We start from the raw sequence: 21,340 nt of genomic DNA, 5'->3' as shown, positions 1-21,340 counted from the left end.
AATCAAATGGGAGTAAAAATCAGCAGGATCGAAAAAGAGTTCATATTCAGGAAAATCCAGGACAACCTCATCCCCCTCAAAATAATGTTCGAAAAAACCGAGACTACCGTCACCCTTGCCAGATTCAGCGAAACTGAAATCTTTTTCGACTGCGGGGATGCGGATATTTCCCATATCAGGCAATATGGCGAACTTACCGTTTTTTTTACCTTTGAAAACAGCTATCACACATTCGCATCAAAAATCAGATCAATAACCGGAAATATCATCGGTATAAAACAACCGGAAAATGTCTATAAAAATCTTCAAAGGCAATATGAACGAATGAAAGCGCAGGACAACGTCTCCGTCTATTTCACGACAAAAGGGAAGCGGATCAATATCGATTTTCCGAAAACCCGGGGCGTGCATTTCATTGAAAACGCGACGTTTTCGGACAACTTCGATAATTCGAGTATCGATGGACTCCTAAAAACCTTCAGAAAAAAAATGGACGGGAGGGTTTCGGATAATAAAATCGTCATGATGAGAAACAGGATTCCCGCCACCTACGAAGAAAACCTCATGGCAAAAACCGGAAAAATAATCTGGCTTCCGAAAATCGAAGACGGGTTCGTCATAAAAAGCGTTTTCCCGGAGAAAATCGTTCTTACCCAGAAAGACCTCATGAGTTACGAAGAAGAAGCGGGAACGCCGAAAAGTTCGATCGGGAACAAGATCAGGAACCTGCTCGATAAAAAATTGTCGAAAGGCTATTTTTCACAACTTTATTGCCCCCTGCTCTACAATGTATATCTGGTCGGTTATATCTACCTCCATACGGACGCCGAGTCCCAAAAGACGATCGACATGCATCTTCTCACATATGTTTATGAGTTTTCAAAGATCCTCTGCTTCTCGTTGAAGAAAAACGGCTATTTTAAAGCGATCGATTCACATGATATCGACTATGATGTTCCCCTGATTGATATCAGTGCTTCGGGTCTTCTTTTTGCCCACAATGAAAAGACACTTTCATTGGATCTCCCCCTTCAATCCAGGCTGACCGTGACCCTGAAGATCAAAGTACGGAAAATCGAGATTTTATGCGAAGTGACGAGAAAATACAGGGATAACAATACATTTTATTACGCCTTGAAGTATTTAAAAATCACGCCCGAGGATTTCAGATTCATTTTCGAGTTTATTTACGGAAAAACCTATATTCCGGAAGACGACGAAAACAGGACGGATCTCCTTTCATCCCGGCTTTCCGGCATGTAACCGTCAGGCAGCCGTTCCGGGTCTATCACTGAACGGGGCGCTCAGCGGGACCATAACGGATGATGATAGCAATAAAGAAACCGATACCGGCAGGCTATTTATCTTCCTCGATTTCGACGCCAAAATGTTTTTTGGGAAACCGTTTCTTGACGGCGACACAATTCTTCTTGTTGTTGAAAATCACCCCCATGTTCCAGTACTCCACTGCCGCGAAGAGTGCGTTTCCGCCGTCATTTTCATCACTTTTCTCTGTCCGGAACGAAACGAATTCGGCCATATTCTCGAAATCCTGGCGTAAAAAGCACTCGGTTCGTTTTTTATTGAAATCGTTCCATACTTCGAGGTTTTTAAAACCCTCTCCTTCATCTTCGACGATCAGTTGTGCGGAATGGGAATCAAAATTGTACCAGACCCTCACTTTTTTGTTAATATCGTTTTTATTGCCGTGTTTTACGGCGTTTTTGATCAGTTCACTTACCTGCTGCTCCAGGAGGTTTATTTCTTTTATTTCCGGCGGTGCCTTTTGAACAATTAAAAGCGTAAAATACCGGATTTGCCGGTAATCGCTCGGAAACTCCTTGTAGAACATACCCGTCTTTTCAAAAAGAGGACTCTTTTCATCGACTTTTATTTCTTTAATTTCTTCCGATTCACCCATCATGCCACTCCTTTATTCTGCTTCAATTTTATTAATTGCTTCGTCAATGCTGTTTGAAATCGGGAAATACCCCATAAGCTTCGTTAATTCAATAACCTTCTTAACCGACCCGTGTATATTGGCAATTCGTAATTTCATATTGTTCTTTTTCACCGTGGAACAAATATAAATCAAAGCGCCTATCCCGCTGCTGTCAATATAATCAACCTTTTCGAGATTTATAATATAGTGCTGGATTTTTTTGTCCATCATCTTGAGGATAAGTTCTTTGAGTTTATAGGAATTATAGAGATCCATTTCACCATTGACATCGATTATATAGATTGACCCCGATTTCCTTATTTTCAGTTCCATACAATACGCTCCTTTCTCAAACTGAATGAATCCTCATAAACTCCGTGAAGATTATCATCACCATACAGACATCCTGAAGTCGATTCAATATCTCACATCTATATTATACATATCGTCGGCTTCGCTTACAACCCTCTTCTGTTTTTTATTACGCATTTTGCTTTTCGATCATGATTCCGAAAAACCTCGTGTTACCTTCCCCCTTCCGAATCGACCGTGACCCGGCTTGTTTTGAGGATCGATGCATCAAAAAGGGGTTAAAATGAGGGAATTCATCAATTGACCTTCATAAGAATAAGCGTTTGATCATCATGCTGTTTTTTATTACCGACAAATGCTTCGATATCCGCCTTGATTACTTCAACGAGTTCCTTTGGCGTTTTCTGTGAATTTTTCAAGATGAGGTCGATGAATTTTTCAGAGGAATATTGTTCCCCCTTTGCATTCATCGCCTCGATAATTCCGTCCGTATAGAGAATGATAATATCTCCGCTTTTTAATTTTACCCGTTTCTGGCCGTAGCGCGTCGACGGTTCAATACCGATAGGGAGTCCCTCGGTGTCCAGTGTATCGATTTTTTTCGTCCCGTTTCTATAAATAAGAAGCGGATGGTGCGCCGCATTGGAATAATTGAGTTCCTTGCTTGCCTGGTCATACGTCAGGATGCTCATGGTCGCGTAATGATCGATATCGATTTCTCCTGAAATACCCTTATTTACCCATGTCAGAATCGTGTGAACTTCCCTGTCCGATCGCGTAATGAGGTGAAGGATCGAGCGGATCATCACCATCACCATCGCCGCCGGAACGCCCTTTCCCGCCACATCACAAATGACAAGCGCCAGTTTGTTGCTTTTCAGGTTGATAATATCGTAATAATCGCCGCTCACCCCTTTTGCCGGTTTGGAAAATACTTCCAGAACCGCGCTTTTCAACTTCGGCAGCTTTTTCGGCAGCAATGTCTTTTGAATATCCGCTGCGATCGTGATTTCTCTCTCGATTTCCTTTTTCTCCTGGAGTTCCATGGATTTCTTGATAAAATCTATGGTAAGGGCCGCGTATTCCCCGAATGTTTTAAGGTGCTCGAAATCATTTTCAGTAAAAGCCTTTCCCCGCTCCCTGTTGAGCACGGCAAGAACGCCGAGCACTCTTCTTTCAATGACAAGGGGGATAAGGATAACGGAACTGACAAAAAGCGTGTCATTGAGGACATTATGTTTTAATCTCGGGTCTTCGAATGAGCTTTTTATCAGTGTCGGCTGGCCGGTTTTTGCGACCTCCCCGAAAATTGTCTCACCCAGCCTGATCGGTGTGGATTTGAAATAGGTTTCGAGCCGATTAATGGTCGTTTTTACCACATTCGGTACCGCATATAACGGTGGGAAAAACCCGGAAACAGCCTTTACCATGAGAATATCATCATAATCGTCGATGAGAAGGATGGCGCCCGCATCCGCCGCTGTTGTTTTGACGGTCGATTCAATGACGTAACTGAGGACCTTGTCCTGCCCCACTTTTTCGGCGATGGCACCGCCGAGTTCCCGCATGAACTCAAAAAGCGATTCAAGATCATCCGAAATGAATTTGAGTTCCTGTTCGAGTTCCCTGTCAAACAGGAAATTGTATTTGGAGATGACATAGAGATGTACCAATATAAACAGTGCGAGGATAATACTCTGAAAGACGACCCCTTCATCCGAGACGGGGATGATACCCGAATAGATGACTGTCGCGTTCAAAAGCGGGTAAAAAATGAGCATATTCTTTACTACCAGAATGATGTCCGGGTTTTCCGTGTTGTACTGGGACACGGCAAAGAGCTGGACATCAAGATAAATAGATGTAGCGACAATAATGGCGATATAAATAATCCTGAAATAGGTGGGCAGAAATTGAAAGAATATGACATTGATAAGGACAATCGCGATACTTGCGATATTGAAAACGATAATGGATATATCGTATCCCCGTTTGCCGGTGTAATGCCTGAGCCAGAAAAGGTACAGGAGAAGGATGATACTATCGGATACAAGCAATACACAGAGCAACGAGTCGAAAATCTGAAGTTCCAATGTTGCATCAATGACCCGCAATACGCCGTACAACATCTCGCGGATAAAAAGGACGAGGATTATATAATTGATGAAACGGAAGGCCCCCATGGGTCTTTTAGCCGACACATTCCGCAGATACAGAAATGAAAAGAGAACGGCTATAAGCTTTATGCTATGAAAAGATATTTCTTTAATTATTTCATTTAACAGCCCCAAAAATGCACCTTCCTCTGCTTATTAAAATAAAAAAATTCTTCTCTTTTCTTTTTCGGCTACTTGCTTTTGAATATAAAGTGTATCACTTAAAAATCAATAAAGTCAAGTGGTAGGCTTTCATAAAAATCGCACAAATGGGAAAAGGTCGATAACGCGGACTTTCGCCAGCGTGTATAAATGCGGAAAATAAGCGGTCACAGGATTCGCGTTTTGATCTCACCGCCTCGATGCGGGTTTCGGACGTCTTTGATCGTCGGAGAAGCCTTCGTCATCCAGTGCGAAACACATGGCTATGCAGGCAAAAACATTACCAATAACCAACTCGTGGGAAACCCGTCATAAATAGTATAAATTATCGTTTGCAATACCCCGCTTTTTATTGTTTAATACCGTATGATATATGTCCTTGTTCATATACACAGTTATTCGCAGTTGAAGAAAATAAACAAAGAAGATATGGCGCCGGTCGAAGCGGAATTTGCTTCTATCGGAAGGGCATGCCGGTTCGAACTCATCCGCTTTCAGGAAAGGGAGGGATTCTTTCTCTTTACCCTCGGGGAAGAAGAAAAAAGTGATCCCGGCATGATCGCCCACATCGTTTTCCAGGTGTATGATTTACTTTGTAAAATTCGTGAAGAACTCTTTGGCTTCAATATCATGATCTCGTTCTCCCGGACCGAACCCCCCGAACGTATTTCCGAAAAATTGAAAAAACAACTCTTTTCGCTTGAGAGTGAAGAAAAGATATGGGTAAGCAGGCATGAAAAGGATTATTTCTCAAAATATTTCACCTATACACAGGAAGGGCAATTTTATTATGTCTCCAAAAAACCGGAACGGTTAAAGGAAACGGAGCATAAAGATTCGGTGACATGGGTACGAAAAAGCGTCTATATGAGGTTGAGTGATGAAATAACCCCCCTTATCAATGGAACGGAAAAAGAAAAAATCATACTCATCTACGGAAAACAGGGGACGGGCAGAACGACGATCACCTGCAATATCGTCAAGGATTTTGTTTCTGAAAAACGATTTTCATATGTTCCCCGGCTATATACGAGATTTAAAAACAGATCGTTCATCCATCCGTTTGTCAACAGCATCAATCTGCAGTTGCTCAATGAATTACCCGACCATCTCAGGTCATGGGAAGCGAAGGTGTGGAAAACGCGGGGAGAGATCCTCCATTACCTGAAAAAGAACAGTATAAAGGAACAAAGCCCGGACCACCTCTATGAAGATTTTCTTGCTTCGTATAATCTGTATCTTTCAGGCTATCTGTCGATGATGAACTCACTCCTTATGCCCGGAATCGTTATCTGTGACGATGTCGATACCTACGAACCGTCATCAATGGAAATGCTCAACTCGATTCTCAAGGATTTCCTGGGAAACACATCGTTACTCCCCGTCATTGTTTCGCATCAATCAAAACTCCCGAAGACGTTCGGAAACATGCCCTATCACAAGATTAAAATACCCCCCCTCGAGCAGAACGAGATAAAGAGTATCGGAAGGACCCTGTATCCCGGCATTAAAATATCGAAAAATCTTTGTAATGATCTTGCAGACTATTCAAAGGGAACAATCGTGCCCGTCATGAACTTCTTCCACTACAGTCATATACTGAATCGTTTGGTAAAAGAAAAAAACCATTACGCATGGAAATCAAAGGAGGAAATTCGGCTCGACGAAGGCCTTTCCAATACGAAAGTCATCCTCACCGTCATCACGAATTTCAAAGAGAATGAAAAAGACATCCTTTACTATATTTATCTGTCAAGCGGCGTGCTTACGCGATCCGAACTCACCGAATTCCTCGCTTCGATCGGATTTCAACTGCATCTTATCGACAAGATTTTCCTCCATCTATTTCATTATGGATTAATCTCGACGGGAGAATACATCATTCCCACATTCCCCATGATGAAAAACAAAATCGATGAAATCATGGGAACGAAAACCACATACCTGAAAGACTCCATCGGCGATTATGTGATCGCTATGTGGAAAAACGGAAAAATCAAAAGCTATGTCGTTCTGTTCTCTTTTTTCAAGAATTTGAATAATTATTCTGTCTCCCTGGAAGTGCTTCATGCATTGATCGAAAGAAAAATAAACGAGAACGATTTTACCAATGTGAAACCCTTCCTCGATATAAAAAATCTGAACCTCGAAAAGCATCTGGATGATGAAAAAAAGCATACACTCAAAATGATACTTCACTCAGGACAGCTTAGAATGGCGTTACTGCAAGGAGATATGGAACGGGCGGATAAAATTTGCGTCGATGTGATAGAAAAGGATATCGACGAATATCACGGTTCATCGTTTCGGGCTGAACTTTTTCTCAATATGGCCCATTATTCGCTGCTCAAAGGTGAAAGCGAGGAAGCGGTCAAATACAATAAAAAATCACTCATGGATTATCAGGAACACGGTACTCCGGAGAATGTCGCCCGGGCTTACATCAACCTCGGTGCCATCATGCTGGCAAACGAAAAAATCGAGGATGCCTTCGATTATCTCAATGTGGCGTTACGGACATTCCCTGACGGCGGCCATCCGTATACTAAAATACTCATCATGATTCTGATCAGCGGGACACTCTTCATGCAGGGTAATATATCAAAAGCGATCGGTATTTCGGAAGAAGGAAGAGAATTAGCCGCATCCGCGGGAAAAAGAGAATGGGAATTGTATCTCCGCTTTTTTACATCGCGTATGTTGTTCGAGCTCGGTCTTTACGCCGAAGCGCACGCCGCATTGATGGAATGTCTTTCCCTCACCTCACTTTACTATATCGATAAGGCTCGCCCGGTGATAAGGGCATGGCTTGCCAGAGTGACCATTTATTCCGGTAAAATCCTTAACGGCATATCGCTTCTTTTGTCCCTTGAAGAAAACAGGGAAACGCTTTATTTCCTCAGTGAAGGATATTTTTTCCAGAAACAATATAAAAAGGCCCTTGAAAGTATTGAAAAGAGTATAGGAAAACCATACGAACAAAAACACGTTCCGGATGAAATTATTACCTGGGAGAACGGCTATTCGGCAATCGAAGAAAAATGTTTTCGAACCTCGGATCAGGATTCGATATTTACCCGTCTCCTTTATGCATTTAAAGCGTATATGGTCAGTCTCAATGGAAATCTGAAAGAAGGAATTACAGAGTTCTATAAAATAACGAGGGGTGAAAAAACATCACCGGTCGATCCCTACAACTGTCTTTATTATTTTCTCTATTCGCTGGTACTCCAGGGCTCGAAGGATGATGAAATAGACGATTCCCTCACCATCCTCAACAAGGCATTCAAGCAGCTTCAGGAACGGGCGAGTAGAATCGAAGTGCCATCGGACAGAACGAAATTCCTGCTAAAAAACTTCTGGAACCACAATATCTTTAACGAAGCCAAGAAGAAAAATCTTATCTGACCGCCCTCTTTCAAATTACTTGACTATATACCCGTTCCCTTGTATACTTATAGAACCGGATACTATAATACTATCGATGCATTTGGCTAACCTTTATCCGGTAATCCTATCCGAGGAGTGAAGGAAAATGCAGATAATCGACCTCTTCATTCTCCTTTTGATCGTAAGCTCCGGTGTGTTTGCCTATGTGAGATTAAAAAGGCAGATGCTTCGGGCAAACGCCGAAAACATAGGTGCCATGGAAAAAAGGGAATTGATACGCCGAATATTCGAAAAATAATCCCGCCTTTTTATTTATTATACTTTTTCAAAACGATCTTCTTGCCGCCGTGCTTGAAGTCTATCGTATCGATGTTCTTGAGGACCACATTCATCGAATGATTGTTCGCATTTGACCGGTAATAGGGAAAGATGTCTGCGGTCGACAGATAACGTGAATCGACAATCACGACAGTGCAGCATTCCTTATCGCTTCGAAAGGCGACATAGATCGGTTCGGTGTGTCTGTCCCGTGAATGGTAATACATGTTGAGGGCCTCATACATGGCGAATTTGGTATTCCGGATCGATTGGTCGTGAAACATAAAGGTGTCCATCACGCCGAGTGTATTGCTGATCGCCCGTTCAAACTCCAGCGGATGCCTGATCGCCACAATAGAGACATTCGTCATCGTATCGAATTCATTATCAAGATCAAAGCAGCGATACTTGTTGTCAAGAGCCGCTTCAATGATAATGAGGGTGACATCGTCGCCCAATTCCTTTGATTTCATAAAGGCCCTCAACTCACGTTCGACCTCATCCACCTGCGCCTTGACATTATATGTCGAGGTCGCAAGGAGTATATCCTTGAGCCGTTCAAGACCGAAGGTCTCATCCCCGTTTGAACACTCGGTAATACCGTCGGTGTAAAAAATGAGTCTGTCGCCCTTGTTGAGTTCAATTTCTTCTTCTTCATAGAGAGCCTCTTTATTGAGTCCCATGATAAGGCCCTTTTCCTTTATGCTCGACTCGATCGCTTTCAGGTCGTTTCGATAGATAAGAAGATGCGGATGACCTGCGTTCGAATATTTCACCCTATTGGTAATAAGATCGACCAGACAATATGAAGCGGTAAAAAAAAATTCGTTGGTATGGAGGTTTGTACACATGTCTTTATTGACCTGGCTTAATACCCTTGCCGTCGATATATTGTTCATTGCGTGAAGATAAAAAGACATTTTTGCCATGGCGGCGATAAATGCCGCCGGGATTCCATGACCGGAGACATCGGCAAGAATGATGCCGATAAGGTCCGAATTGATCTGAATAAAATCATACAAATCACCCCCGACATCCTCCATGGGATAATAATAAACGGCCGTTCTGAGTTCGGGCGGTTGCGGGAGAGATTGGGGAAGGATGCCGCGCTGGACGATTCTCGCCAGGGTAAGCTCCCTGCTTAACTTGGTATAGGCACGTTCGAGTTCCTTGTTCTGATCGGCGAGCTTAAGGGATGTGGCCAGCACCTGCCGCTGAAGATTTACCAGTTCGTTCCTTATACGTTCTTCCTCCGTTATGTCGCGTGCAAATTCCACCATTTCAATAATCGCCCCGTTTTTGTCGTAGAGGGGAAAACAATGAACGTCGTATATTCTTTCGTCGCTGACGCTGATCTTGAACGAGGTCTTTTTCCCCTCTTTCATAATATTCGAAATGGGGCATTCCGGACAGACCGTGCTGCGCCGGTAAAGTTGCGTATAACAAAGCTGGCCCAATATATCCTGAAACGTTTTTTGCAGGAGTGATTCATATTTTTTGTTGAGTCTGGTAATACGGTAATCGTTATTCACGGAAAAAATGGGTTCCGTAATGGAATCAAAAATCGATTCAAGATGATGTTTTGATTGAGAAACGTCATTGTGCATCATGGACATCACCCTGTAAACACGAGGCCTTCCCGTTTTGTTTCATACAGGATTCACAATACAGTAAAAAGAAATACTTTATCAAGTGGAATAAAGAGATATTTTTACCCGTTTTCATGTGGTGCGGAAAATCGCGATAATACCCTGTCTGCTTTGAAAAATCGTTCAGTCTGATATGATTATTCTATGAATGCCCCTCCCAGAACCTTCATTACCCGGGCGAGTACCTTTTTCCGGTTCAGGGGCTTGACAATATAATTCTTTGCGCCTAAAAGAAGGGCTTTCTTTACATATTCCTGTTTTCCGATAGCGCTTACCATGACGACTTTTGCGTTTTTATCGAATTCCAGAATTGACTGCAGGGAATCGATTCCGTTCATGACCGGCATCGTGATGTCCATGGTAACAAGATCGACTTTCGGATGATGATTTTTATATTTTTCCAGCGCTTCCTGGCCGTTCGAAGCGACATCGATGATATTAAAACCCTCGGACGTAAGAATCTGGGCTATCTGTTTTCTTACAAACATCGAATCATCGACAATCATCACCTGGTACGGAGATTCATCTTCCTTGAGGCCTCCGGGACGTTTCACATTGATGCTCGGAAAATCAGATTTTGTTCTAATTCTGCCGCTCCTTAGTCAATAAAATATATATATATCTTAATTCTTTTCATGTCCTTATTCAAGTACATTTTTTGGACCCGTCAGCTTTTTGATTTCTTTTCAGGCCATGGCGATTACCTTCCATTCCCCATCGATACGTGCAAAAAAGTAGTATATATATCCCGGCCAGAAAGGAATCCCGTTACAATACTCCTTCCGTACAGAGGCAATGAGGACGTAGACTCCTTCCGGATAGAGGTCCGTAAATCGATCCGTCCCGATGACGGCGTAATTATCCCGATCGAGCAGATCGGCGGCGGTATACCTGCCGCTGTTGAATCCGCTATCATCAAAAAAACCCTGAAAAGTAAGTTCGATTTCGGAAAAATCAACTGTTGTACCGAGGGGAAGAATCGTCACCTTTTTATTGAGATACACCTTGATACCGGTCATATCCCTTTTCAGAAACGCATCGACCGCATCGAAAAAGGCTTTGAATATACCGGCCGAAACACCGGCATCATCGATCGCGGCGACCACCGGTGCCGTATGGCCGATACCGAACACACGAAATCTTTCCCCGTCACGCCTGAAGTAGTATGTCTGCTCTTTTCCCCTGAAAAACGGATGGACGGTTACCGGTTCCTCACGGGGCTTGATCGTGAACACGTAACTCTCACCGTAACATGATGTTACCGTCCGGGGGGCGTCGGCGACAATAACCGACTCATAATCATAGAGTTCTTCAGGCATAATCCTATGGCCAGATCGTGGCGTGGTATTGTCCGCCATGGCCTCCGCCAATTCCCGTTGCGTCATAAACCGGTTATTCTCTCCGATAAAAACCATGCTGTCGAAAAACCCGCTTACCCCCGACCGTTCGCCGAAGAAAAGCAATCCCGTCATCCGCATAAAGCGGCAGGTGAGGAGATTTTTGAGGTCCTCTTTATTTTCGAACGATTTTTCAACCTCGTTTATCCGGTCAAAGCAGTTCGCAATAAAAACCGGTTCATCCGCTTCCACGCCGATGTGTTCCGGATCAAATCCGGGATAAATCGAATATGCCAGGCGCATATAGAATCTTCCCGATTCTTTTCCCATCGACATATACTGCCTGCCGACAAGATAATATGCCTCTGCAAGTCGTATTTTCGAGGCGTGAGAATAATGTCGATAATACTGTGCATGGCTTAACGTCGAAAGCATGCATGCCAGGATTACGGCGAAGAGATATCTTTTCATTGGCATCTTCCGTCTCTTCTTCATTATAGTATAGTGACGGGAGTAAATATGTCAAGAAGACTCCATCAGATTCCTATGAAGCCGCCTGAAGGATTGAAGGGACACCGGCGGTATGCTATACTATAATCATTATAGTGCCTGACGTCGATCTCCGGATATCCGCAAGGGGGGATACTAATGAGAGATAAACGCGAATATAAACGAAAGACATTTTTAATCAAAACGATCGTAAAAAAAGTACTGCCGAACGGCGACACGTCGATAATGGAGTTCGTTTCAACCAATCTGTCCGAAGGCGGAATTTTTATTCTTTCCGAAGATCTTTCGATATTCGATCTTGGAGAAGAGTTCGATATCATCGTTGATTATAATAAAAAACGGTATTACGAAGGAAAAGTGAGGCTGGTGCGATCGGCACGGAATTTCTCGAAAGCCAATGAATTGAAAAAAAGCGGTTACGGACTTATGTTTCTGGCGCATCCTTCGGCGCTTGCGCCGTCTTCGGCACCGGGAAAAACGACCTTGATGAATAACGACGAGCGGGAGTAGTTCAAGTTCAAATGCCGCCAGCAAAGGAAGTGATATCCTTATGTGAATGAAAGGCCGCATATCGGCCCTCTCAGTATCTGAACGCGCTCCCGCCGATAAACTCACGTAAAATGGATTCGGAAGGGACCCATTGCGAGGTGATGGGTATAAAATTAGTCAAAAACGATAGAAGGCGTTTTGCTTCGTTATATTCTTCGACATCGGGTTTGACGGTTTTGAGAAGCGGTTCGGCATAGACCTTGAGAACGGCGAGTTCATAATCGAGTGCGGAATTAAATGCCGAATCGGAAGAGTTCTGAAAGGGAAAAATATTGATGCTTTCCCCACGCTTTACCGATTGCCACATCTTCAGGGTCTCTCCGGCCGTATACCCCCTGAAGGTATTATCCCGCACCATTCGCCGAATGAGGCGGTTATCGGTTGTCGAAATCCTGTTATGGTCGTCAAGGTTCAACTGCGTGAGTGCCGAAACATAGATCTTGTATTTCATCTCCGGCTTCACCAACGATGTCAGTCTGTCATTGAGAAAATGAATCCCTTCGCAGATGAGAATGCCTTTTTCCGGCAGCTTCAGGGGGGTTCCTTTATTCTGTCTCCTGCCGAGAATGAAATTGTAATCGGGAACCTCCACCTCCCTGCCCTCAAGCAATGCCTTCAGGTGCCTGTTGAACAGGAGGATATCCAGCGCATCGAGTGTTTCGAAATTGTAGTTTCCTTCGTCATCCCGCGGCGTCTCTTCCCGTGAAAGGAAATAATTGTCGATCGACAACTGGACGGGTGTCATACCGAGTACGCGAAGCTGGATCGCCAGTTTTTTGGCAAACGTCGTTTTGCCTGACGAGGTGGGACCCGCGATCGCGATGAGACGGACCCCCTTTCCCCGCTGCTGTATGCGGTCCGCTATTTCCGATATCTTCTTGTTGTGCAGGGCTTCCGCTACCTGGATAAACTCTTTTATTTTCCCGCTTGAAATCAACTCGTTCAGCGCCCCCACGCAGTGGGCGTTGAGGATCTTTCCCCAGGACTTATATTCCCTGTATATGGAAAACAGAACGGGATTGTCCTTGAAACGCTGTATTTTACCCGGATTTCCGAATCCGAAATACCGCAGCAGGAATCCCGACTGATAATTGATAATGTCGAATACCTTGAGGAATCCCGTCGAAGGGACGAGCGGACCGTGAGAAATGTCGAGAAACTCACCGCACTCATTGACGGGGATCCTGGAATCGTTTCTATAGGCGAGAAGTTTCACCGTATCGGGCTGATTGTTTTTCCTGAAGTAGTCGACCGCGTCGGTATAGGAAACAAGTCTCCTGGTCACCGGAAGATCGGAAGCCACGACCGCTTTCATATGTTCGAGAAGCATATCGATATCGCGCTCTGAAACGCAGTCCAACCCTTCAAAATAATAGAAAAACCCTTTCCCGAGCGAGTGGCTTATGATGAGTCGTCGTTCGGGGAACAGTTTTTTTGCCGTAAGACTTAAAAGGAAACAGAGGGACCGGCGGTATATATTGGTCCCTTCCCTCGAATCGAGCCTCACCGCGTGTATCTCACTGTTGACGACGATTTTATAGGTAAAACTGGTGATCTCGTTATTCACCCTGGCCGCGATAACGGGATATTTCGTCCCGGAGAACTCCTCTTCACAAATAATGTCCCTGACGATTGTGCCGGCCTGATACTCTTTTGACCGGCCGGACGGAAATCGAACCGCTACCTTCATTCCATGCTCCCTGTTTTTCAAACAATCCCGAATAACATCCTCTGAAGGAAAGACGCCGTGTACCGCCGCCCGTCTTGTTACACCCTATATTTCTTCCGAACGCAAGGTTCGTGCGATGGTGATCCCCGTCTCTTTCGACGTCTGCACGAGTACCGGGGCGGTGATTTCCCTTCCATGCTCGTCAACAAGAAGTTTGACGACAGGATATTTCGGATTTTCCGAATTGGTTTTATAGACGATCCCTTTCGCGTTGTTCGAAAGCAGTACGAACGTACCAAGGGGAAAAATCGACAGGGTGAAGACAAGCGCTTTCAACACGGTCTCGTCGTACCTGTGTTTCTGCGCGGTAAGCAGGAAGAGCATCGCTTTATGGCCGTCGACCGGTTCCTTGTACGGCCGTTTTGAGACACTTGTCTCGAATGAACAGGCAACCGCGATGATCCGGGAATAAAACGATATCGCCTCTCCCTTGAGTCCGCGCGGATATCCGCTTCCGTCCATCCGTTCATGATGTTCGAGGGCGACCGCGGCAATAGGCTCGGATACGGAAAAATTTTTCAGCATTCTGTACCCCCAGAGGGTATGTGTCGCGATCGTTTTCTTTTCCTGCTGACTGAGTTCGCTTTTCCCCATATACAATGCCCTTGGCACCTTCATCATGCCGATTTCGTGAAGCACGGAAGCCAGCCCGAGATCGATCAGCTTGTGCGGCGGCAGCTTCAGATATTCACCGATACCCAATGAGATGAGCGTCGAATTGACGATATGGGGAATGAGATAATTTTCGACCGGATGTTTTTTCGCGGTAAAGCCAAGGAGGTAATCCCGGTCCTCTTTCAAGGTATTGATTACCTCTTTGATCTTCATCGTCAGGGAGGCGATATCAAGATCATTCTTCCGTAAAAAATTATTGATGAAGGTGTCGACATATTCGATAAAGTCAAAATAGAAGGTCATTATTTTCTGATGATTTTCACTTTCCTTAATCGATATATCGAACCCCCCTTTTTTCACCTCCGGTGATACGACAATTGTATCGCTCGGATGATTGACCGTATCGCCTTCGGTAAAAACATGCGAATAATTCCACTCTTTCAGTCGATCGACGATTTCCTGTGTAACCGGAGTATCCGGAAGAAGGAGGATATAACCTCCATCGATGAAAACCGGGGCGGTAAAATATATATGAGGGGCGAGTGTCGATACGGGAATATTTTTCATCAATACAACCTCCGGTTGACCATGTTTGAAGAAACAATTACACTCTTTTTATCATTATAGGAGAAAATTGATGAAATTTAAAACTATTTTTATAATTTTTAATGCGATAATCATTCTTTCCTTTTTATTTTTTTTTACCATGCCGTTTTTTATCATCGGATTCGACCAGTTCCTTCATAGTCTGCCCAAATACTGGATAACACTCACCCTCTTTCTCGTCACCCTCGGAATCCTCAACTCATATTTTATCAAAAACTGGAAGTTTTTTAGCTATCTCGAAAATGAAGACTGGTACGGTCTCATCAACTATCTGGAAACAAGAATCTATCAAAAAGACAGGATATCGGGATATTCGATAAAAATTCTTCTCAACTCCTACCTGTGTACCTCGAATATCGAGGGGATGAAACGACTGGAGTATTACATCAAAGGTAAAAAACCTTCATTGATTGCCTCATACGCGGTCCAATTCAGCATCCCCTACCTGATTTCCGGCAACGCGTCGGAATCCGAAGCCTTTTTCGAAAAACTGCTGCGGTTAAAGAATCTCAAAAGCAGGGCCTGGATAATGTGGAATTACGGTATAAGCCAGATGCAGCTGAACAAACTCGGACAGGCGAAAGACACCTTCGCCGCGCTCATATCTCCTTCACAGGACCACATTGTTTTTCTGCTTTCGATGTTCATGATAAAAAACCTTCCCGGTCTCGATGATTCCGATAAAGAGAAACTCGAATCGGGGAAGGAGGCCTTTCTCCGTCTCTACACAAAAAATAAATGGATAAAAAAACTGGACAAACAGAAATCCAATATTCAGATAATGAGTCTCTATCGAATCATTAAAGAGGCAACGGACTGGATATTCCCGGAAAAAGATAAAAAAGAGGCAGAAGACGGGAAACAACCCGACAAATCGACTGAAATACCGATTCCCGACGAAACAGGAACGGATATTGCGCAGAATGCGACCGGTAACGGTGAGAAATGACCGTATCGGGGTGATCGTAACGCTATCGAATAGGAGGGTAAAAACCGATTAACGGAATAATCGAAAAAGAAAACTGCCGTTTTCACCGTTTTTTTCGTGAATAGATATTGACATAATTTATATTTGTGTTATTAATGATCAGCAAGAATTGCCGCTGTAGCTCAGTCGGTAGAGCAGAGGACTGAAAATCCTTGTGTCATCAGTTCGATTCTGATCGGCGGCACAGGAAGGGGTTATCCAAACTTTTTGGACAGCCCCTTTTTTTTATAGAAGTATCCTTATTCCAAATCCATCATGCGTAAAAACTCGTCTTCGTCGACCACGGAAATACCAAGCGAACGGGCCTTATCCAGTTTGCCGCCCGCCCCCGGACCGGCAAGAAGATGAGTCGTTCTGGTTGAAATTGAAGAGGTGACCCTCCCCCCACGTCTCTTCACCTCCTCCATCGCTTTCTCCCGTGGTTTGAACCTCCTGAAGCTGCCCGTCACACACCAGGTCTGCCCCCTGCATATCTGTTCCGGTTCCGGTCCGGACCGGTCTTCGGGTTCGGAAAAAGAAAGCCCCGCCTTTTTCAACCCGTCGATCCGTTTCCTGACCTCCGGGCGGGAGAGTTCCCCGATAATGGTAAGGGCCGTTTTTTCACCGATCCCGTCTATCGCCACGAGCGGTTCGGTGTCCTTGTTACCGGCCGCTTCGAGCAGGCTGTCGATAGACCGGTACCCCGCCTCGATAAGAAGTTCCGCGACCTTCGGACCGAGTTCCGGAATACCGAGGGATTGCAGCACAATTCGATACGGCTTTTTTTTACTCTCTGAGATTCCCTTTTTAAGCAACCCCACTTTTTTTTCTCCGAATCCCGGTTCATGCAGCAGCCTGTCGGGATCAAACCGGTATATATCCTGAATGTCCCTGACATATCCATTTTTGTAAAGCAGATCGATCGTTTCCGGACCGCAGTAATCGATATCCATCTGTCCTTTCCCGACAAAGAAATAAAGCCTGCCCCTGTTTTTCGCCTCACATTCTTCATTCGTACAGAAATGATGCGCGCCTTTCTTTTCGAGCCTGCTCCCGCACGACGGACAGGATTCGGGCATATTCCAGATACGTTCGGCGCAATGTTCTGAAACGGATTCCGCGGAAGGGATCACGTCTCCCCGCTTGGAAACCACGATCACATCTCCCTCACCGAGTTCGAGAATATGAACGTATTCTTCATTATGGAGGGTGACATTGGTGATTACCGAGCCGGATATTTCGACGGGTTCGACCCGTGCGACCGGCGTTATCCGTCCCGTCCTGCCGACCTGTACGTCTATCTTCTTTACCCTTGTCAGTCCTTCGGGGGATTCGAACTTGTACGCGATCGCCCAGCGCGGATGATGTCCCGTGTAGCCGAGTGCTTCCCGGGCGGGTATTTCATTGACCTTGATGACGAGTCCGTCGATTTCATAGTCCAGGGAGCTTCTCCGTTCTCTTTCCGATGCTATAAAGGACTCCATATCGTCGATCTTCCCGGTCCTCCAGTGCGGATGCCTTTTCCTTATTTCCTCGAGATCGGTCCGGTCGGAAAAAACGCCGAGTGTCCCGTTCAGTCTGAACCCCAACTCTGCGAGGTTTTCCAGTATTTCTATATGGGTCGAAACGGGCGCCGCCGAAAAGCCTTCGTAGGTAAAAATATCGAGTGGGACCGAGGCGACTTCCGAACTTTTCACCCGCCGCAATGTTCCCGACGCGAGATTCCTGGGATTTGCATACGGGATTTCCATTGACGAGTTTATACGGTCGAAATATTCGACAGGGAGAAATATTTCACCGCGGACCGCCAGCGTCACCGGTTTCGGGAGTTTCAGCGGAACGGCTTTTATCGTCATGACATTTCCGGTAATATCGTTTCCCCTGATCCCGTTTCCCCTCGTGACCGCCCTGCTCAATCTCCCTTCTTCATAGTAAAGGACGATCGAAGCGCCGTCGATTTTTTCCTCGACAACGAACGAAAGGGGCCTTTCCGCGTTTTTTTCCGTTTTCCCGATCCATTCCTTGACGGCTGCGAAACTCGTGCATTTGTCGAGACTCAATACGGGGATGGTATGTTCGACCTCCGGAAAACTCTGCGAGATATCCGAACCTACTTTCATGGAGGGTGAATCCGGATCGGCGAACTCCGGATATGTCTTTTCGAGAAGCACCAGCCTGTCCATCAGTCTGTCATATTCTGCGTCGCTTACCTCAGGCCGTGAAAGCACATAGTATAGATGCTGATAGCGATAGAGCAGCCTTCTCAAATTCCCGATTTCCGCCTTGATATCTTCCTTTTCCATTCGGATTCTCCGTAATTCAAATGTCGGCGTCTTTTGATTCCCTTATCGAATAAAAAGCCCCCGTATCACGGCGCATCGATCTTCCTCAAGGACACGGGGGTGCCGTTCTTTTTATGACACCTTTCGACGCTTGATCTATCATAGCCGATCGAAAAGGTTGATTCAATAAAAAAAGGCGGCCGAATCAACCGCGGCCGCCTTTTTGTATCCGATCGTACGGTACCCGCCGGTTACCAGCAGATCAGTGCCCAGTAAAAATCGATCTTGCTCTGCGGAATGTCCGGGCCCACGCTCCCGTGACCCCAGAAATGATCGTTCCAGTTCCAAATCCAGTTGCCCCCCGAATCAATCATTCCCGCGCCCATCACGACACCGACCCTGTCGGAAGGCTGATCCGTGTTGATCGCTTTGAACCATGAAGCACGGACGGTCATATCGCTGTCGACCATATTTGAAGCGAATGCGTTCGTGAATCCGGAGTTCGCCTGCGCGTTCGTATGAAATCCCAAAAGCAGGTGGAGACCGTCGAACTCCTGGCGCCATCGCTCGAAAAGCGAGAGCGGCGGGTAACTGACATTCAACACCTGGCAGGAATAAAGGGCCAGCCATTCGAGGTCCCTGTCCCCCCAGTCGTTATCCGCATCATTGTAATCCAGTTTATAGTCGTCGTGGGTAGTATCGACAAAGGTAAATCCGGTCGGACTGCCGTGGCCGACATAGAGGGTGATGTCGGTATTGTCGATGTAATAATAATCCATGGGAGATTTGAAATCCTGTTCCCACGCGCACTTGCCTTTCCACTGAAAGCGTTTTGCGACCCCGTCTGCGAGCATCTGGTTGACGAACCCCTGTTCGAGGTCGCCGAACTGATTGGTCACGGAGTTCTCCGTTCCGAACTGCCTGTAATTCGCGATAATCACGGGCGGTTGAATGGTGGCTGTTGCAGTAAAGGAAGGATCCAGCGCTACGGCCGTTCCCGCCGTCACGGAAATCCCGTTCTGATCCGTAATTGTGGCGGATATATATTGTCTATCGATCTTTGTCCGCGCATCGAGTTTATAGACAAGGACTTCGTTCCCGGATGTTTTTATGCTTCCGCCGATATTCCACTGAATATCATAGGGGGGCGCACCGCCGCGAATATCCACTTTCCCCTTCAAGACGTCGCCATCGAATGAGGCTTTGACAATCGCGGAGGGAACATATCGGAGATCGCGGACGGCCGGAATTAATTCATCGAGTCGAACGGTCTCCTCGTTATTACCCTTTTCGGTAATCGAGCAGAGATAGTGCGGAACGATCACCTTCACATTTGCGTATGCAAGCGGCGGGGCGTAATAGACGAGCCGTGTGGAAATCCCGATTTCTTTCCCGTATGTTTCACGAAGCCGTTCTTCCACTTCTTTCGGTGTCAAAAGTTCGACTGCGGCCCCTTCCTTGAGATCCCTGTCGGCGACGAGAAGGTTGGTCACCGTACCCCGGGGATCGAATATTGCCATCGTCTTTGAGCCGGCCCCGGTCAGGGGGATTCCTTTCAGGTACCGGTTAAATCCGACTTTTGTGTCGATCCCGACCCTGAAAAAATTTCCGGTTTCGTTTTCGCAGATAACCAGTTCACTGTTTTTGACAAACTCTCTGGCTTCGAACGTCAAAAGACCGGCTTTTTTAAGCGCGCCGCCGAATCTTTCCAGGGCTTTTTCCCCCGGATATGCCCGAATTTCTTTCAGGGCTTTCATGTCGATACTTTCGGCAATCGTCTTGTTGCCGTCCTCATCGGAGGATACATCCCGAAGCTGTCTTGTGGGGACCAGTTGAAAGCGTTCCGTATCGACAAACGAGAGTAGCCCGTTTTCATCCGGCATCCCCTTCATCCCGCCGAACTCATCCCCAAGCCCGAGAGAAGAAGCAAGGACATAGGCTTCTTCTTCCGTAACGCCTCCCTTGACGACAAGATAGACCGGCATTGTTGACTGAATATCATCCTGCGAATAAATATATCCCGCCTGAATCAGGATAACCAGAACAATCGCAATACCGACAATTCCTTTTCTGTTGACCATATCATTCATCCTTTCATAGATTGATTTCGAGAATGTGAAATGATTAATTTCTACAAACCTGCAGAATCATTTCTAAAATCCTGCATTCTCTGGTAAAATAAAGGACGAACTTACCATTTTGTCACAACAGGCGAGATTTTTCAGGAAGAGACCGGCATGTGACGGACGCACGCCGGCGATGTTATATAGACACCTGCCGGTTGCCCGAGAGACGTGGCCGGGCTAGTTGATATACTTGACAAAGGCGTCCCTGTACCCCAACGCCTTGAACCGGAAAAGAAGCGTGTCGCTTTCATCCTTGTTAAGGGGGCCGACCAGGACTTTATAGATAGTGATTTTTGTATGGGCTATCTCATAAATTTTCACCGGATATAAATTCGTGAATCTTTTCTGTATCGAAGAGGCAAGCTGCTTTTCCGCGTACGCGCCAAGCTGAATAAAATAGTAACCGGGAACAAGTAACGCCGTTTCGGTTTCATCGATTCTGTGTGAAGCGTCTGAGACAATTTCAGTTATCTCCCGGTCATCGCGGGTCCCCGGAGGATGGGGGTCCGCCTCTTCAAGGGTTATCTCGACAATCTCCTCGTAGGTTTTTCCTGCATCGGTCGTCGTTTTTTCACCATCTTCATGGAGAGGCGGTTCTTTTGTATCAAGTGCGATATCCTTTTCCTCATCAACCGTCGGGGTTTCATGGGTCGGATCGGGAACCGACTTCTCCTTTTGCGGGACATCGGG

The 21,340-nt window shown here is 45.6% G+C and carries 16 protein-coding genes and 1 tRNA gene; 6 read left to right on the top strand and 11 right to left on the bottom strand.

Features of this window, described 5'->3' with window-relative positions; translation table 11 throughout:
* Window positions 1-6 precede the first annotated feature (6 nt).
* On the top strand, window positions 7-1,263 hold the full coding sequence (locus JW881_19290; protein MBN1699669.1) for a PilZ domain-containing protein: 1,257 nt from the start codon (window positions 7-9) through the stop codon (window positions 1,261-1,263).
* A 94-nt stretch (window positions 1,264-1,357) separates the two neighbouring features.
* On the opposite strand, the gene JW881_19285 is transcribed toward JW881_19290, so the two are convergent.
* From JW881_19285 to JW881_19275, 3 genes are all read right to left on the bottom strand, one after another.
* Entirely contained in the window at window positions 1,358-1,924 is a 567-nt protein-coding gene (locus JW881_19285; protein ID MBN1699668.1) for an ATP-binding protein, read from the bottom strand.
* 9 nt (window positions 1,925-1,933) lie between these two features.
* Complete coding sequence (locus JW881_19280; GenBank protein MBN1699667.1) at window positions 1,934-2,275, bottom strand: anti-sigma factor antagonist; 342 nt, start codon at window positions 2,273-2,275, stop codon at window positions 1,934-1,936.
* Between the two features lie 275 nt (window positions 2,276-2,550).
* A complete protein-coding gene (locus JW881_19275) occupies window positions 2,551-4,455 on the bottom strand; it encodes a SpoIIE family protein phosphatase (GenBank protein MBN1699666.1) in 1,905 nt (634 codons plus the stop codon).
* 522 nt (window positions 4,456-4,977) lie between these two features.
* Here JW881_19275 and JW881_19270 point away from each other — a divergent pair.
* Both JW881_19270 and JW881_19265 read left to right on the top strand, forming a co-directional pair.
* Window positions 4,978-7,980 (top strand): hypothetical protein, encoded by a 3,003-nt coding sequence (locus tag JW881_19270; protein MBN1699665.1) that lies wholly within the window; start codon window positions 4,978-4,980, stop codon window positions 7,978-7,980.
* A gap of 127 nt (window positions 7,981-8,107) precedes the next feature.
* Window positions 8,108-8,260 (top strand): hypothetical protein, encoded by a 153-nt coding sequence (locus tag JW881_19265; GenBank protein ID MBN1699664.1) that lies wholly within the window; start codon window positions 8,108-8,110, stop codon window positions 8,258-8,260.
* A 10-nt stretch (window positions 8,261-8,270) separates the two neighbouring features.
* Here the strand turns inward: JW881_19265 and JW881_19260 are convergent, their stop codons facing one another.
* The 3 genes from JW881_19260 to JW881_19250 all read right to left on the bottom strand — a co-directional run bounded on the left by JW881_19260 (window position 8,271) and on the right by JW881_19250 (window position 11,737).
* On the bottom strand, window positions 8,271-9,890 hold the full coding sequence (locus JW881_19260) for a SpoIIE family protein phosphatase (GenBank protein MBN1699663.1): 1,620 nt from the start codon (window positions 9,888-9,890) through the stop codon (window positions 8,271-8,273).
* A gap of 176 nt (window positions 9,891-10,066) precedes the next feature.
* The gene (locus tag JW881_19255) at window positions 10,067-10,516 is read right to left on the bottom strand and encodes a response regulator (GenBank protein ID MBN1699662.1); all 450 of its coding nucleotides are present in this window, start codon (window positions 10,514-10,516) and stop codon (window positions 10,067-10,069) included.
* Between the two features lie 99 nt (window positions 10,517-10,615).
* Entirely contained in the window at window positions 10,616-11,737 is a 1,122-nt protein-coding gene (locus tag JW881_19250) for a hypothetical protein (GenBank protein MBN1699661.1), read from the bottom strand.
* A 177-nt stretch (window positions 11,738-11,914) separates the two neighbouring features.
* On the opposite strand from JW881_19250, the gene JW881_19245 reads away from it, so the two are divergent.
* Window positions 11,915-12,286, top strand: a complete 372-nt coding sequence (locus tag JW881_19245) for a PilZ domain-containing protein (GenBank protein MBN1699660.1) — start codon at window positions 11,915-11,917, stop codon at window positions 12,284-12,286.
* Between the two features lie 70 nt (window positions 12,287-12,356).
* Here JW881_19245 and JW881_19240 read toward each other — a convergent pair whose 3' ends face one another.
* Window positions 12,357-14,015, bottom strand: coding sequence for a nucleoside kinase (locus JW881_19240; protein MBN1699659.1), 1,659 nt, complete (start codon window positions 14,013-14,015; stop codon window positions 12,357-12,359).
* A gap of 84 nt (window positions 14,016-14,099) precedes the next feature.
* Complete coding sequence (locus JW881_19235) at window positions 14,100-15,236, bottom strand: HD-GYP domain-containing protein (protein MBN1699658.1); 1,137 nt, start codon at window positions 15,234-15,236, stop codon at window positions 14,100-14,102.
* 70 nt (window positions 15,237-15,306) lie between these two features.
* Here JW881_19235 and JW881_19230 point away from each other — a divergent pair, with 70 nt between their 5' ends.
* Both JW881_19230 and JW881_19225 read left to right on the top strand, forming a co-directional pair.
* Window positions 15,307-16,224, top strand: coding sequence for a hypothetical protein (locus JW881_19230; GenBank protein ID MBN1699657.1), 918 nt, complete (start codon window positions 15,307-15,309; stop codon window positions 16,222-16,224).
* A 150-nt stretch (window positions 16,225-16,374) separates the two neighbouring features.
* Window positions 16,375-16,447, top strand: a tRNA-Phe gene (locus JW881_19225).
* Window positions 16,448-16,502: 55 nt separating this feature from the next.
* Here JW881_19225 and ligA read toward each other — a convergent pair.
* The 3 genes from ligA to JW881_19210 form a co-directional block, all read right to left on the bottom strand.
* Window positions 16,503-18,545 carry an NAD-dependent DNA ligase LigA gene (gene ligA / locus JW881_19220; GenBank protein MBN1699656.1) on the bottom strand — a complete coding sequence of 681 codons (2,043 nt, stop codon included), beginning with the start codon at window positions 18,543-18,545 and terminating at the stop codon, window positions 16,503-16,505.
* A gap of 230 nt (window positions 18,546-18,775) precedes the next feature.
* Complete coding sequence (locus JW881_19215; protein MBN1699655.1) at window positions 18,776-20,605, bottom strand: hypothetical protein; 1,830 nt, start codon at window positions 20,603-20,605, stop codon at window positions 18,776-18,778.
* 222 nt (window positions 20,606-20,827) lie between these two features.
* Window positions 20,828-21,340: SPOR domain-containing protein (locus JW881_19210; GenBank protein ID MBN1699654.1), on the bottom strand; the 513-nt coding region annotated here is incomplete at its 5' end.

Source organism: Spirochaetales bacterium (assembly GCA_016930085.1).
In the GTDB taxonomy this organism is placed as follows: domain Bacteria; phylum Spirochaetota; class Spirochaetia; order SZUA-6; family JAFGRV01; genus JAFGHO01.
The sequence above is the reverse complement of the archived record's forward strand: the minus strand, read 5'-3'. Positions and strand labels throughout refer to the sequence as shown.